This is a genomic window from Streptomyces eurocidicus (assembly GCF_002891295.1).
Classification (GTDB): Bacteria; Actinomycetota; Actinomycetes; order Streptomycetales; family Streptomycetaceae; genus Streptomyces; species Streptomyces eurocidicus.
This window is the reverse complement of record NZ_LGUI01000003.1, coordinates 740,976-754,435: the sequence shown is the minus strand read 5'-3', so window position 1 is coordinate 754,435 and position 13,460 is coordinate 740,976. Positions and strand designations below refer to the sequence as shown.

General features: G+C 69.8%; 12 protein-coding genes and 1 pseudogene. 8 read left to right on the top strand and 5 right to left on the bottom strand.

The window, feature by feature from the left end; genetic code table 11:
- Positions 1 to 393 precede the first annotated feature (393 nt).
- The 5 genes from AF335_RS13205 to dnaA all read right to left on the bottom strand — a co-directional run bounded on the left by AF335_RS13205 (position 394) and on the right by dnaA (position 7,054).
- Positions 394 to 936, bottom strand: a complete 543-nt coding sequence (locus AF335_RS13205; RefSeq protein ID WP_102918507.1) for a DciA family protein — start codon at positions 934 to 936, stop codon at positions 394 to 396.
- Positions 933 to 2,057: a DNA replication/repair protein RecF gene (gene recF, locus AF335_RS13200; RefSeq protein ID WP_102918506.1), complete on the bottom strand. Its 1,125-nt coding sequence runs from the start codon at positions 2,055 to 2,057 to the stop codon at positions 933 to 935. The genes AF335_RS13205 and recF overlap by 4 nt, the downstream gene beginning before the upstream one ends.
- A gap of 43 nt (positions 2,058 to 2,100) precedes the next feature.
- A complete protein-coding gene (gene gnd / locus AF335_RS13195; protein WP_102918505.1) occupies positions 2,101 to 2,979 on the bottom strand; it encodes a phosphogluconate dehydrogenase (NAD(+)-dependent, decarboxylating) in 879 nt (292 codons plus the stop codon).
- 161 nt (positions 2,980 to 3,140) lie between these two features.
- Entirely contained in the window at positions 3,141 to 4,271 is a 1,131-nt protein-coding gene (gene dnaN, locus AF335_RS13190) for a DNA polymerase III subunit beta (protein WP_087927256.1), read from the bottom strand.
- Positions 4,272 to 5,119: 848 nt separating this feature from the next.
- Positions 5,120 to 7,054 carry a chromosomal replication initiator protein DnaA gene (dnaA, locus tag AF335_RS13180; RefSeq protein WP_102918504.1) on the bottom strand — a complete coding sequence of 645 codons (1,935 nt, stop codon included), beginning with the start codon at positions 7,052 to 7,054 and terminating at the stop codon, positions 5,120 to 5,122.
- Between the two features lie 427 nt (positions 7,055 to 7,481).
- Between dnaA and rpmH the strand changes: the two genes are divergently transcribed.
- From rpmH to AF335_RS13140, 8 genes and pseudogenes are all read left to right on the top strand, one after another.
- Positions 7,482 to 7,619 carry a 50S ribosomal protein L34 gene (gene rpmH, locus AF335_RS13175; RefSeq protein ID WP_003949374.1) on the top strand — a complete coding sequence of 46 codons (138 nt, stop codon included), beginning with the start codon at positions 7,482 to 7,484 and terminating at the stop codon, positions 7,617 to 7,619.
- Positions 7,620 to 7,644: 25 nt separating this feature from the next.
- Positions 7,645 to 8,013: pseudogene (gene rnpA / locus AF335_RS13170) on the top strand (ribonuclease P protein component); the annotation flags it as partial.
- Between the two features lie 62 nt (positions 8,014 to 8,075).
- Complete coding sequence (gene yidD, locus AF335_RS13165) at positions 8,076 to 8,393, top strand: membrane protein insertion efficiency factor YidD (protein ID WP_087927253.1); 318 nt, start codon at positions 8,076 to 8,078, stop codon at positions 8,391 to 8,393.
- Positions 8,394 to 8,396: 3 nt separating this feature from the next.
- Positions 8,397 to 9,482: a membrane protein insertase YidC gene (gene yidC / locus AF335_RS13160; protein WP_102918502.1), complete on the top strand. Its 1,086-nt coding sequence runs from the start codon at positions 8,397 to 8,399 to the stop codon at positions 9,480 to 9,482.
- Positions 9,483 to 9,496: 14 nt separating this feature from the next.
- Positions 9,497 to 10,015 (top strand): Jag family protein, encoded by a 519-nt coding sequence (locus tag AF335_RS13155; RefSeq protein ID WP_102918767.1) that lies wholly within the window; start codon positions 9,497 to 9,499, stop codon positions 10,013 to 10,015.
- A 128-nt stretch (positions 10,016 to 10,143) separates the two neighbouring features.
- On the top strand, positions 10,144 to 10,854 hold the full coding sequence (rsmG, locus tag AF335_RS13150) for a 16S rRNA (guanine(527)-N(7))-methyltransferase RsmG (RefSeq protein WP_087927251.1): 711 nt from the start codon (positions 10,144 to 10,146) through the stop codon (positions 10,852 to 10,854).
- A gap of 308 nt (positions 10,855 to 11,162) precedes the next feature.
- A complete protein-coding gene (locus AF335_RS13145; protein ID WP_102918501.1) occupies positions 11,163 to 12,215 on the top strand; it encodes a ParA family protein in 1,053 nt (350 codons plus the stop codon).
- Complete coding sequence (locus AF335_RS13140; RefSeq protein ID WP_102918500.1) at positions 12,212 to 13,312, top strand: ParB/RepB/Spo0J family partition protein; 1,101 nt, start codon at positions 12,212 to 12,214, stop codon at positions 13,310 to 13,312. The genes AF335_RS13145 and AF335_RS13140 overlap by 4 nt, the downstream gene beginning before the upstream one ends.
- Positions 13,313 to 13,460: the final 148 nt, after the last annotated feature.

The following is a 13,460-nucleotide window of genomic DNA, read 5'->3' as shown; positions in this document are numbered from 1 at the left end:
CGGGGAGACCCCACCCGGAGCAGGCAGGAGCGGCTGCGTCGTTCTGCGTTGGTCGACGTGTCCCGCGAACCGGCGGGATTGTCACCAGTCTACCGGTAGCACTGACATGAATGGGGGTTTGGCGGTGCCTGAGTCCTCACGTGCCGCCCTGAACCGGCATCAGCCGACTCCCTATATGTGGACCCGGGCTCTAAGAGGCTCACAGCGGCACTCAGCGCTTCGGGCTGTCAACCGCCCGCTACCGTGCGCGGAGCACCGGCCCCGGTGTGTCGCGATCCCGCGCGGGCGCCCGGCGCGGAGCGCGCGTGAACAGGGTGAAGGCAGAGGTGGGGACGGGCATGGAAATGGCACCGAACCGGCGCGGGACGGGGCGGCCGGCGCCGCCCGCCCGGGTCAGCCGTAGGTGTCGCCGGGGCCCGTGCTCCCGGGCGCGCGCAGGGGCCCGTACCGGCGGGCGGGGCCGCCCGGGCCCAGCACCTTGATCATCTTGACCGTGCCCTGACCCAGGTCGGCGTTGAGCCGGGCCACCAGCTGGGGGGCCAGCAGCCGCAGCTGGGTCGCCCAGGCCGTCGAGTCGCACTGCACGGTCAGCACCCGCGCGTCCTCGTCGTACTTCTGCGGCTCGCAGTGCAGGGCCACCTCCGGCCCCACCATCTGCGGCCAGCGGCCCATCACCCCGCCGACGGCTGCGGGCGTCTCCCAGCCGCGCTCGGTGATCAGCCGGTTGATGGCGGCGCCCAGCGGCAAGGGGTCGCGCCCGTCCGCCCGCGCGCCGGAGCGCAGACCGCCGCGGCGCGCCTGCTTCTTCTGCTGGGCGGCGTTGCCGCGCGCCCGCGCCTGCTCCTTGGCGGCCCGCAGCGCCACCCTGGCCAGGTCGACGCCGGAGGGCTCGGGTGTCTTGGGCGCCTTCGGGTCCTTCTCGCCGCCGTCGCTCACAGCCGCTCCACCACGCCTTCCGAGACCGCGTACCGCGCGCCCACCAGGGCGTCCGGCACGTCGTCGTCGACCGCGGCCGTCACCAGCACCTGCTCGCCGGGGGCGACCAGCTCGGCCAGCCGCTCCCGGCGCCTGGCGTCCAGCTCGGCGAAGACGTCGTCGAGCACCAGGACCGGCTCGTTGCCCTCGGCGCGCAGCAGCTCGTACGAGGCCAGCCGGAGCGCGAGGGCGTACGACCAGGACTCGCCGTGGCTCGCGTAGCCCTTGGCGGGCAGCCGGCCGAGCTGGAGGAGCAGCTCGTCGCGGTGCGGGCCGACCAGTGTCACCCCGCGCTCGATCTCCTGCTTGCGGACCTCGGCGAGGGCCGTGAGCAGGGCTTCGTAGAGCTCCTCGCGGGTACGGGCGCCGGCCAGGGCGTCGGGGCCGCGGTATTCGAAGGAGACCGGGCCGCCGCCGGGCGCCAGCTGCTCGTACGCCTTCTCGGCCAGCGGCCGCAGGGTGGCGATCAGGTCGAGGCGGCGGTCCAGCAGCTCCGCGCCGGCCCGGGCGAGGTGCTGGTCCCAGATGTCGAGGGTGGAGAGGTCCAGGCCGCGGCCGCCGTGGCGGCGGGCCATGGCCGCGCTCTTCAGCAGGGTGTTGCGCTGCTTGAGGACGCGGTCGTAGTCGGAGCGCACGCCCGCCATCCGCGGCGAGCGGGCGGTGATCAGCTCGTCCAGGAAGCGGCGGCGCTCGCCGGGGTCGCCCTTGACCAGGGCCAGGTCCTCGGGGGCGAACAGCACCGTGCGCACGATGCCGAGGACGTCACGGGGTCTGACCTGGGAGGAGCGGTTGATCCGGGCCCGGTTCGCGCGGCCCGGGTTCAGCTCCAGCTCTATCAGCTGCTGCCGCTCCCCCTGGACGACCGCGGCGCGGACGATGGCGCGGTCGGCGCCCATCCGCACCAGGGGCGCGTCGGAGGAGACCCGGTGGCTGCCGAGCGTCGCCAGATAGCCGACGGCCTCGACGAGGTTGGTCTTGCCCTGGCCGTTCGGGCCCACGAAGGCCGTGACGCCCGGGTCGAGCGGGACCTCGACCCGGGCGTAGGAGCGGAAGTCGGCCAGCGACAGATGCGATACGTGCATGGGGGCGCGCCGACCTCTTCCGGCTGATGCTGCTGAGTGGTGCTTACTTCTTGTTCTCGACCGCGTGGCCGCCGAACTGGTTCCGCAGCGCGGCGATCATCTTCATCTGGGGGGAGTCGTCCTGGCGGGACGCGAAGCGGGCGAAGAGCGAGGCGGTGATCGCGGGGAGCGGCACCGCGTTGTCGATCGCGGCCTCGACCGTCCAGCGGCCCTCGCCGGAGTCGGCCGCGTAGCCGCGCAGCTTGTCGAGGTGCTCGTCGTCGTCCAGGGCGTTGACGGCCAGGTCGAGCAGCCAGGAGCGGATGACCGTGCCCTCCTGCCAGCTGCGGAAGACCTCGCGGACGTCGGTGACGGAGTCGACCTTCTCCAGGAGCTCCCAGCCCTCGGCGTACGCCTGCATCATGGCGTACTCGATGCCGTTGTGGACCATCTTGGCGAAGTGGCCGGCGCCGACCTTGCCCGCGTGGACGGAGCCGAACTCACCCTCGGGCTTGAGCGCGTCGAAGATCGGCTGGACCTTCGCGACGTCGGCGGCGTCGCCGCCGTACATCAGGGCGTAGCCGTTCTCCAGGCCCCAGACACCACCGGAGACGCCGCAGTCGACGAAGCCGATGCCCTTGGCCGCGAGCTCCTCGGCGTGCTTCTCGTCGTCCGTCCAGCGGGAGTTTCCGCCGTCCACCACGACATCGCCGGGGGAGAGCAGCTCGGCGAGCTCGTCGATCGTGGACTGGGTGGCGGCGCCGGCCGGGACCATGACCCAGACGACGCGCGGGCCCTTCAGGGAATCCACAAGCTCCTGGAGGCTGTGGACATCCGCGAGGTCCGCATTGCGGTCGTATCCGATGACGGTGTGGCCTGCGCGGCGGATGCGCTCGCGCATGTTGCCGCCCATCTTGCCGAGACCGATGAGACCGAGCTCCATGGGTGATCCTCTATGCCTTGATTGCGTTCGTGCCTGGGTCCGAGCCTACGCCCGAGGGTCCGTGCACAGCTGTGGGCTCAGCCGCTCAACGGGTGAGTGGGCCGACTGTGGACAGTCGACCCACTCCTCCTCGCGGCTGTCGGCCCGCGCTCCGGACGGGCTCAGCCCGACAGGCGCACCGGCATGATCAGGTACTTGTACGCGTCGTCCGCCTCGGCGTCCAGCGCGGGCTTGCCGCTGAGCAGGGCGGGCTTGGTGGAGGTCGTGAAGGACAGCTGGGCGACCGGGGAGTCGATCGCGGAGAGGCCCTCCAGCAGGAAGCCGGGGTTGAAGGCGATCGAGATGTCGTCGCCGTCGAGCTGGGCGTCGACGCGCTCCACAGCCTGTGCGTCGTCGCTGGAACCGGCCTCGAGGATGAGGACGCCCTGCTCGAAGCTCAGCCGCACCGGGGTGTTCCGCTCGGCGACGAGCGCGACACGCTTGACCGCCTCGACGAACGGCGCGGTCTCGATCACCGCGATGGAGTTGAACTCCGTCGGGAAGAGCGTGCGGTACTTCGGCAGGTCGCCTTCGAGCAGCCGGGTGGTGGTGCGGCGGCCGGCGCCCTCGAAGCCGATGAGGCCCTCGCCCGCGCCGGAGCCGGACAGGGCGATCGAGACGGTGTCGCCGCCGCTGAGCGACTTGGCGGTGTCCAGGAGCGTCTTGGCGGGCACCAGGGCGACCGCGGAGATGTCCGGGGTCTCGGGCTTCCACATGAACTCGCGGACCGCGAAGCGGTAGCGGTCGGTGGAGGCCAGGGTGACGGTGTCGCCCTCGATCTCGATCCGGACACCGGTGAGCACCGGCAGGGTGTCGTCACGGCCGGCGGCGATGGCGACCTGCGCGGCGGCGGCGGCGAAGACCTCGCCCGGGACGGTGCCCGTGGCGGTCGGCATCTGCGGCAGCGCCGGGTATTCCTCCACAGGAAGGGTGTGGAGTGTGAATCGCGAGGAGCCGCAGACGACGGTGACGCGCACGCCGTCGGTGGAGATCTCCACAGGCCGGTTGGGAAGCGCGCGGCAGATGTCGGCGAGGAGCCGGCCGGAGACGAGGACGGTGCCGTCCTCCTCGACGTCGGCGTCGACCGAGACGCGGGCCGAGACCTCGTAGTCGAAGCCGGAGAGGCTCAGGGAGCCGTCCTCCGCCTTCAGCAGCAGGCCCGCGAGGACGGGCACCGGCGGACGGGCCGGGAGGCTGCGGGCCGCCCAGGCCACTGCCTCCGCGAGTACATCGCGCTCCACCCGGATCTTCACCGGAACCGCCTCCTGCTTGTTGCTGGCTCGCCCTGCTGGCTTCTTCGTCGGCTGCTTGCCGGAGACCAGTCTGACGTACACCGCTGACAGCTCGTGCGTCTCGGGGTCAAGTCAGGTCGGAGGGCGTGGCGCGGCCCGCGGCCGAGTTGTGCACAGGACCCACTTCGAAACCAGTTCCCCGCTACATCTCTGTGGTCGTAGTAGTAGGGCCTGTGGAAACGGTGGAAAACTGCCTTTTCGCAGGTCAGGCCGGATTTTTTGTCCACCGGGCCTGTGGGCGGAGGCAGTGGAAAAACGGGGTGGTCTGTGGACCGGGGAAAGTTCTGCACACCCCGTGCACAGGCAGGGGGTACTTCTCCCCAGGGCTGTCCCCAGTTTTACCCACGTTCCCCACAGCCCAACCCGGCAACTTCGTGTGACGCCTTTCACTCGGGTCGGTGAGTGGGGGTGTTTCGTTACCGAACAGTGGACAGGGGTGTGGACAGGCTGTGTACAACATCCACTTCCCTGTGGGCGGCCGGTGGACAACTTTCGATGGGCCTTGTGGGTGATCCCGTCGTCCACAGGCTGTGGAATCCCGTCAACCACAAATCCACACGCCGCTGACCTCCCCTGATGGCCTATCAACAGGCCCGGCTGTGGACAGCCTATGGACAACTTCACCGTCCCCAGGGTGTGGACAGCCGGTCGGCCGGAAATCTGTGGAGAACCGGCGGCCGGGCTTCCGTATTCGAACAGAGCCACCGCCCGGCCACGGCCCCGGCGCCGTCCCGGCCGTCCCCGGAACCGCGAAAAGGCGCTCCGGGAAGCCTCCCGAAGCGCCCTCAGCGGTGCTTCCGCGGTCTGTGTCAGCCGTTCTTGATGCGGTTGGTCAGCTCCGTCACCTGGTTGTAGATCGAACGCCGCTCGGCCATCAGCGCACGGATCTTGCGGTCCGCGTGCATCACGGTGGTGTGGTCGCGGCCGCCGAACTGCGCGCCGATCTTCGGCAGCGACAGGTCCGTGAGCTCGCGGCAGAGGTACATGGCGATCTGCCGGGCCGTCACCAGCACCCGGCTGCGCGAGGCTCCGCACAGGTCCTCGACGGTGTGCCCGAAGTAGTCGGCCGTCGCCGCCATGATGGCCGGCGCGGTGATCTCCGGGGAGGCGTCCTCGCCACCCGGGATGAGGTCCTTGAGGACGATCTCGGTGAGGCCCAGGTCCACCGGCTGACGGTTCAGGCTCGCGAACGCCGTCACCCGGATCAGCGCGCCCTCCAGCTCACGGATGTTGCGCGAGATGCGGGACGCGATGAACTCCAGGACCTCCGGCGGGGCGTTCAGCTGCTCCTGGACCGCCTTCTTGCGCAGGATCGCGATGCGCGTCTCCAGCTCGGGCGGCTGGACGTCCGTGATCAGGCCCCACTCGAAGCGGTTGCGCAGCCGGTCCTCCAGGGTCACCAGCTGCTTGGGCGGCCGGTCGGAGGACAGCACGATCTGCTTGTTGGCGTTGTGGAGCGTATTGAAGGTGTGGAAGAACTCCTCCTGCGTCGACTCCTTGCTCGCCAGGAACTGGATGTCGTCGACCAGCAGGATGTCCATGTCGCGGTAGCGCTTGCGGAACGCGTCCGCCTTGCCGTCGCGGATGGAGTTGATGAACTCGTTGGTGAACTCCTCGGAGCTCACGTAGCGCACGCGCGTGCCCGGGTAGAGGCTCCGCGCGTAGTGCCCGATGGCGTGCAGCAGGTGGGTCTTCCCCAGCCCCGACTCGCCGTAGATGAAGAGGGGGTTGTACGCCTTGGCCGGCGCCTCGGCCACCGCCACCGCCGCCGCGTGCGCGAAGCGGTTGGACGCGCCGATGACGAACGTGTCGAAGAGGTACTTCGGGTTCAGCCGGGCCGTCGGCTCACCCGGGCCGGCCGCGGGCGCGGGCTGCGCGCCGAGCGGGCCCGGGGCACCGCCGGGCTTCGGACGGCCGCCCTGGCCGCCGCCCCCGCGCCCGTCGGGCAGCTCACGGCGCTGCTGGGGCTCGTACGGCTGGCGCTCCGGCTGCGGGGAGCGGTAGTCCGGCTGCGACTGCTCGTACGGCTGCTGCTCGTAGGACGAGCCGTGCTGGGTCGCGTACGGGTCGCGCTCGCCGTCCTGGAAGCCGCCGAGGCGCTGCTGCTGCCAGCCGTAGTCGCCCCGCTCCCCACGGTCACCGCGCTCGCTCCGGTCACCCCGGTCACCACGCTCGCCGCGGTCCCCCGTGGGGCCGGAGTGGCGGGGCCAGGCGCCCGGCTCGCCGCGGGACTGCTGGTAGTCGGGGTAGGCGGGGCGCACGGACGGGAGGTCGTCGCCCGGGGCCTGGCGGCCGTAGCTCTCCCGGCCGTCGTAGCCGCCGTGGTTCTCGTACGTCTCGTAGCCGTCGCGGCCGTCGCGTGCGTCACGCTGGTCATAGGCGTCGCGGCCCTGGCCCTGGTGGGCGCCGCCCGGCTCGTCGTAGCGCGACTGCTGGGGGGCCTGGGGGCGCTCGGCGGGCGGCTCCCCCGCGGATTCGTCGACGGTGATCGCGATCCGGATCGGGCGGCCGCACTCGCGGCTCAGGGTCTCGCTGACGATCGGCGCGAGCCGGCCCTCCAGGACGCCCTTGGCGAATTCGTTGGGCACGGCGAGCAGGGCCGTGTCGGCCACCAGCGCGAGCGGCTGGCACCGCTTGATCCAGTGCTCGTCCTTGCTCTCCACGCCCTGGCCCCGGCCTTCGCCCAGGAGCTGTTCGAGCACGCGCGGCCACACTGCGGCAAGATCGGCGGGCAGGTCAGCCACAGGGCACGCTCTCTCAGTCATCTGGGGGGAACCCTGGAGTCCCACGAATGTGTGGTTCTCGGGACGGTCGGGAAGTATTCGGAGTTGAGCCACGGTAGTCAGGCCGAGGTGCGTGGTTCAAGTCGTTGTCCACAGGGTGTGTACAAATGTGCCATGAGGTGGGGCGTGGCGACTCACCGCCCTGCGGGACGCTACGGTGTATCCCTGGTGCACTGCCGGTTTGACCGAATGGCGTAGCCGCGCGTACCGTGACCAGGTCGAGTTGTCGATGGCTGCTGCCGCCTGCCTCCGATGGGCAACGGCCGCTTCCCCTTCGGGGAGGTGGTCATGAAGCGGTGCACTCGGGCGTATTGCGAGCTTCTCGTGGGCGCACGGTGACAGCCAGGCGATGTCCCGCCATCACACGATTCATTTCTGGAGCCCCCGAGTGAGCAAGCGCACCTTCCAGCCGAACAACCGTCGTCGCGCGAAGACCCACGGTTTCCGCCTGCGCATGCGCACCCGTGCCGGCCGCGCGATCCTCGCGTCCCGCCGTGGCAAGGGTCGCGCCCGCCTGTCGGCCTGATCATCCTGACGTCAAGGTCCATGACGTGCTGCCTTCCGAGTCTCGGCTGAGGCGGCGCGAGGACTTTGCGACCGCGGTTCGCCGAGGGCGCCGGGCCGGCCGCCCGCTCCTCGTCGTCCACCTACGCGCAGGTTCCACGGACCCGCACACGCCTGGGGAGAGTGTTCCCCAGGCGCGTGCGGGTTTCGTCGTGAGCAAGGCCGTGGGCATCGCCGTCATCCGCAATCTGGTGAAGCGGAGACTGCGCCACCTGATGCGTGACCGGCTGGATCAGCTCCCCGCCGGTAGCCTTGTGGTCGTACGGGCCCTGCCCGGCGCGGGCGAGGCGGACCACGATCAGCTGGCCCGTGATCTCGACACCGCGCTGCAGCGGCTGCTGGGAGGGGCGCCGCGCTGCTCCGGTCCCCCGGGGGACACCCCCCGGAGCCCTGGCCGAGGCCCGGGAGGGAGCGCACGGTGAAGTACCCGCTGCTGTGGTTGATCAAGCTCTACCAGTGGACCATCAGCCCACTCCTGGGCCCGGTCTGCAAGTACTACCCGTCGTGCTCGCACTATGGCTACAAAGCCATCTCCGTGCACGGCGCGGTCAAAGGGACGGCGCTGACGGCCTGGCGCATCCTGCGCTGCAACCCGTGGTCGCTCGGTGGCGTCGACCACGTCCCTCCCCGGAAGCGTCCGGTCTGGCACCAGCGGCTGAGGAGCCGACTGGGTGGGCACCCCCTCGCGGAGCCCGCCGCGCAGCCCGAGACCCAGCCCAACGCCCAAGGAGCCTGATTCGTGGACACGATCCTCGGTCCTCTCTATACCGCAGTTTCCTGGATCATCGTCCAGTTCCACTCGCTGTACAGCCTGGTCTTCGACAAGGACAGCGGCTGGGCGTGGGGTCTGTCCATCGTTTCGCTGGTGGTCCTGATCCGCATCTGTCTGATCCCGCTCTTCGTGAAGCAGATCAAGGCGACGCGGAACATGCAGGCGCTCCAGCCGAAGATGAAGGCGATCCAGGAGCGGTACAAGAGCGACAAGCAGCGCCAGTCCGAAGAGATGATGAAGCTCTACAAGGAGACGGGCACCAACCCTCTCTCGAGCTGTCTCCCGATCCTGGCCCAGTCGCCCTTCTTCATCTCGCTGTACCAGGTCCTGAACCACATCGCGCAGGGCAAGACGGTCGGCGTCATCGACAAGGGGCTGCTCGACAGCGCGCGGTCGGCGCACATCTTCGGTGCCCCGCTCTCCGTGAAGTTCATGGACACCGCGTCCAAGGTCGAGAAGCTCGGCGCCTCGCTGACCGACGTCCGGGTCGTCACGGTCATCATGATCGTCCTGATGTCGCTGTCGCAGTTCTACACCCAGCGCCAGCTGATGACGAAGAACGTCGACCTCACGGTGAAGACGCCGTTCATGCAGCAGCAGAAGATGCTGATGTACGTCTTCCCGATCATGTTCGCCGTCTTCGGTATCAACTTCCCGGTCGGTGTCCTCGTCTACTGGCTGACCACCAACGTGTGGACCCTGGGCCAGCAGATGTTCGTCATCCGCCGTAACCCGACCCCGGGCAGCATCGCCTTCACCCAGCGCCAGGAGCGGCTGCGGGCCAAGGGCAAGCTGAAGGAGGACCCGGAGGAGGTCGAGGCGAAGAAGGCGGCCGAGGTCGCCCGCGCCAACCGGCAGCAGCCCAAGCGCCAGCCGAAGTCCAAGCGCCAGCTCGCCGGCACCGCCCAGCCCGCCGAGGCCGGGAAGACCTCGCTGGAGAAGCAGCCCGAGGACGCCAAGCCCAAGCAGGCCGGCGGCGGCTCCGCCCGCAGTGCCAAGTCCGGGCAGCGCAAGGGCGGCCCGCAGCGGCCCAAGCACCCGACCAAGAAGTGACGAAGGAGTCCACCGTGACGGACACGCAGCCTCAGACCGGTGCCGCCGCCGAGGGCACCGACACCCTGTCCCGCCTGGAGCAGGAAGGCGAGATCGCGGCCGACTACCTCGAGGGGCTGCTGGACATCGCGGACCTCGACGGCGACATCGACATGGATGTCGAGGCCGACCGTGCGGCGGTGTCGATCATCAGCGACTCGACCAGCCGTGACCTGCAGAAGCTGGTCGGCCGGGACGGTGAGGTGCTGGAGGCGCTCCAGGAGCTCACCCGGCTCGCCGTGAACCGGGAGACCGGTGACCGCAGCCGCCTCATGCTCGACATCGCCGGCTTCCGCGCCCGTAAGCGCGAGGAGCTCGCCCAGGTGGGCGCCAAGGCGGCCGAGGAGGCCAAGAGCAGCGGTCAGGCGGTCAAGCTCGACCCGATGACGCCGTTCGAGCGCAAGGTCGTCCATGACGCCGTGGCCGCCGCCGGTCTGAGCAGCGAGTCCGAGGGCGAGGAGCCGCAGCGCCGTGTGGTCGTCCTCCCGGCCTGAATCCAGCCCTTCTAGATCCCGCTTCTAGGTGTGTCCGGCCCCGTCTGCTCGCAGGCGGGGCCGATCCTTGTCAGCCTGATATTCGACTCTGACTTTCAGAGAGACGTCGTACGGAAGGACGGTTCCCCGTGGAAGAGGCAGCGGAGCTCCCCCCGGCGCCACCGGAGGCGCAGGAGGTCTTCGGCGACCGCCTGCCAGAGGCCATTCGGTACGCGGAGCTGCTCGCGGACGCGGGCGTACGGCGCGGCCTGATCGGGCCCCGTGAGGTTCCGCGGCTCTGGGAGCGGCACCTGCTGAACTGCGCGGTGCTCTCGGAGGCGGTGCCGGACGGCGTCTCGGTGTGCGATGTGGGCTCGGGCGCCGGGCTGCCCGGTATCCCGCTGGCCCTGGTGCGTCCCGACCTTCAGATCACGCTCCTGGAGCCGCTGCTGCGTCGTACGACGTTCCTCCAGGAGGTCGTCGAGCTGCTGGGCCTGGACCATGTCACGGTCGTCCGTGGCCGCGCCGAGGAGATGCTCGGCAAGGTCCAGCCGGTGCATGTGGTGACGGCGCGGGCCGTGGCTCCGCTGGACCGCCTGGCCGGCTGGGGCGTGCCCCTGCTGCGTCCCTACGGCGAGATGCTGGCCCTCAAGGGCGACACGGCCGAGGAGGAGCTCAAGGGGGCCCGTGCCGCGCTGAGCAAGCTCGGTGTCGTCCGGACCTCGGTGCTCCAGGTCGGCGAGGGCATCGTGGATCCGATGTCCACGGTCGTGCGCGTCGAGGTCGGGGAGAGCCCCGGCGGGGTGCGTTTCGCGGCCAAGCGGGCGAAGGCCGCCGGCCGCTCGCGCCGCCGCCGCTGAGGAAGGGGCCGCTGTCATGGCGGCCCTCACCGGGTGGCCCTGCCATGGGCCGGGCCACCCGTCACCGGACAGTGCTCCATACAAGCTGCCAAACCTATGCAATGCGGAGTGTCGTGACCTGGTAGCGGAGCGTCCGGTGCATCGTGTTTCACGTGAAACGTCGCTCCTTGCTCAAGGGAATCATCGGCCGCGGCCGGGCGGATGCCGAGCCGCGCGACCGTCGGACGGCTCGGAACCCGGGTTCATCCACAGGTCCGGTGGATTCATCCACAGGAGAACGGGCCTCGCTGGTTCACGACCCCGAAACCATGGCAGGCTCTGTCTATTGCGAGCCTGAAGTCGAGGAGAGTGAATCCTTGCGGTCCGACGCCAATATCGCGGGGCCGATGGCCGACCCGGTCCCCGGTCCCCGTCCCGCCGACCCCCAGCCGGTTGCCGACCTCGGTCACCTGCCGACGGGCGAGGTCGTTTCACGTGAAACGCCACCACAGCCGATGCCCCGGCCGGACAAGACCCGGGTGATGGTGGTCGCCAACCAGAAGGGCGGGGTCGGCAAGACCACGACGACCGTGAACCTCGCGGCCTCGCTGGCTCTGCACGGCAACCGCGTCCTGGTCATCGACCTGGACCCCCAGGGGAACGCCTCCACGGCGCTGGGCATCGATCACCATGCCGATGTCCCGTCGATCTATGACGTCCTTGTGGACAGCAAGGCGCTCTCCGACGTGGTGCAGCCGGTGCGCGATGTGGAGGGTCTCTTCTGCGCGCCCGCCACCATCGACCTCGCGGGTGCCGAGATCGAGCTGGTCTCCCTCGTGGCCCGGGAGAGCCGGCTGGACCGGGCGATCAAGGCGTATGAGCAGCCGCTGGACTACATCCTCATCGACTGCCCGCCCTCGCTCGGCCTGCTGACGGTCAACGCCCTCGTCGCCGGCGCGGAGGTCCTGATCCCGATCCAGTGCGAGTACTACGCACTGGAGGGGCTGGGGCAGCTGCTCCGCAATGTCGAGCTGGTGCGAGGGCATCTGAACCCCGAGCTCCATGTGTCGACGATCCTGCTGACGATGTACGACGGGCGGACCCGGCTCGCGTCGCAGGTCGCCGACGAGGTCCGGAGCCACTTCGGGCACGAGGTGCTGCGGACCAGCATTCCCCGGTCCGTGCGTATCTCGGAGGCGCCCAGCTATGGGCAGACCGTCCTCACCTATGACCCGGGTTCCACCGGCGCGCTGTCCTATCTGGAGGCGGCCCGGGAGATCGCGCTGCGGGGAGTCGGCGTGCGTTACGACGGTAGTAAGGCCCACACGGTGGGCCGCCAGCAACAGCAAGACCAGCACAGCATGTCGGAGGGGCTGCAGTGAGCGAGCGACGTAGAGGACTGGGCCGCGGGCTGGGAGCACTGATCCCGGCCGCACCCAAGACCTCGGACAATGCCGGGCCGGTGGTGGGCCCGGGTGCGACGTCTCCGACGGCGGTCCCGGTACTGACGGCCGAGCGCGGTGTGGGTGAGATGTCTTCCCGGCCCATGGCCGAGGTCCCTGTTTCACGTGAAACGGAGACGGTGAGCCCGGTCGCGGCGGCGCAGGGCGAGGAGATGAAGCCCTCGGGGGCGTATTTCGCCGAGCTTCCGCTGGACGCCATCACCCCTAATCCGAGGCAGCCCAGGGAGGATTTCGACGGGGACGCCCTGGCCGAGCTCATCACCTCCATCAGCGAGGTCGGACTGCTCCAGCCGGTGGTTGTGCGCCAGCTGGCTCCGGAGCGCTTTGAGCTCATCATGGGGGAGCGGCGCTGGCGGGCGTGCCGGGCGGCCGGACTGAAGACGATCCCGTCCATCGTCCGGGCGACCGAGGACGAGAAGCTTCTGCTGGACGCGCTGCTGGAGAATCTGCACCGCGTCCAGCTGAACCCTCTCGAGGAGGCCGCCGCCTACGATCAGCTGCTCAAGGACTTCAACTGCACCCATGACCAGCTGGCGGACCGCATCGGCCGGTCGCGTTCGATGGTCTCCAACACCCTCCGGCTGCTGAAGCTGCCGCCGGATGTGCAGAAGCGGGTGGCGGCCGGTGTGCTGTCCGCCGGCCATGCCCGGGCGCTGCTGTCGATCGACGACGCCGCCGAGCAGGACCGGCTGGCCGGTCGGATCGTGGCCGAGGGACTGTCGGTGCGCTCGGTGGAGGAGCTCGCCACCCTGTGGAAGAAGGGCACGCGGACCGCGACGAAGGCCAAGGGCCCCCGTGCGGGCGCCCGGGTCTCCCCTGCGCTCACCGGTCTCGCCACCCGGCTCTCGGATCGCTTCGAGACGCGGGTGAAGGTGGATCTGGGCCAGAAGAAGGGAAAGATCGTCGTCGAGTTCGCCTCGATGGAGGATCTGGAGCGCATCCTCGGCACGCTCGCCCCGGGCGAGGGCCGGGTGCTGGAGCAGAAGCTCTCCGGTGAGGACGAGGACACGGAGTAGGTCTGCCGGCGGTAGCCGTAGAGGGCGGGTGGTGTTTCACGTGGAACACCACCCGCCCTTTGCCTTGCGCCGCTTCTCGGTCAATGCCCGTCCGGATACGATGCGTTGGGCTATGGCGCATCCACGTGGGACATGGTTCACGGAGGGG

Coding starts and splice junctions, on each gene's coding strand:
- gnd (WP_102918505.1), bottom strand. CDS start 2,979: ATGGAGCTCGGTCTCATCGGTCTCGGCAAGATGGGCGGCAACATGCGC.
- AF335_RS13145 (WP_102918501.1), top strand. CDS start 11,163: ATGGCAGGCTCTGTCTATTGCGAGCCTGAAGTCGAGGAGAGTGAATCC.
- recF (WP_102918506.1), bottom strand. CDS start 2,057: ATGCACGTATCGCATCTGTCGCTGGCCGACTTCCGCTCCTACGCCCGG.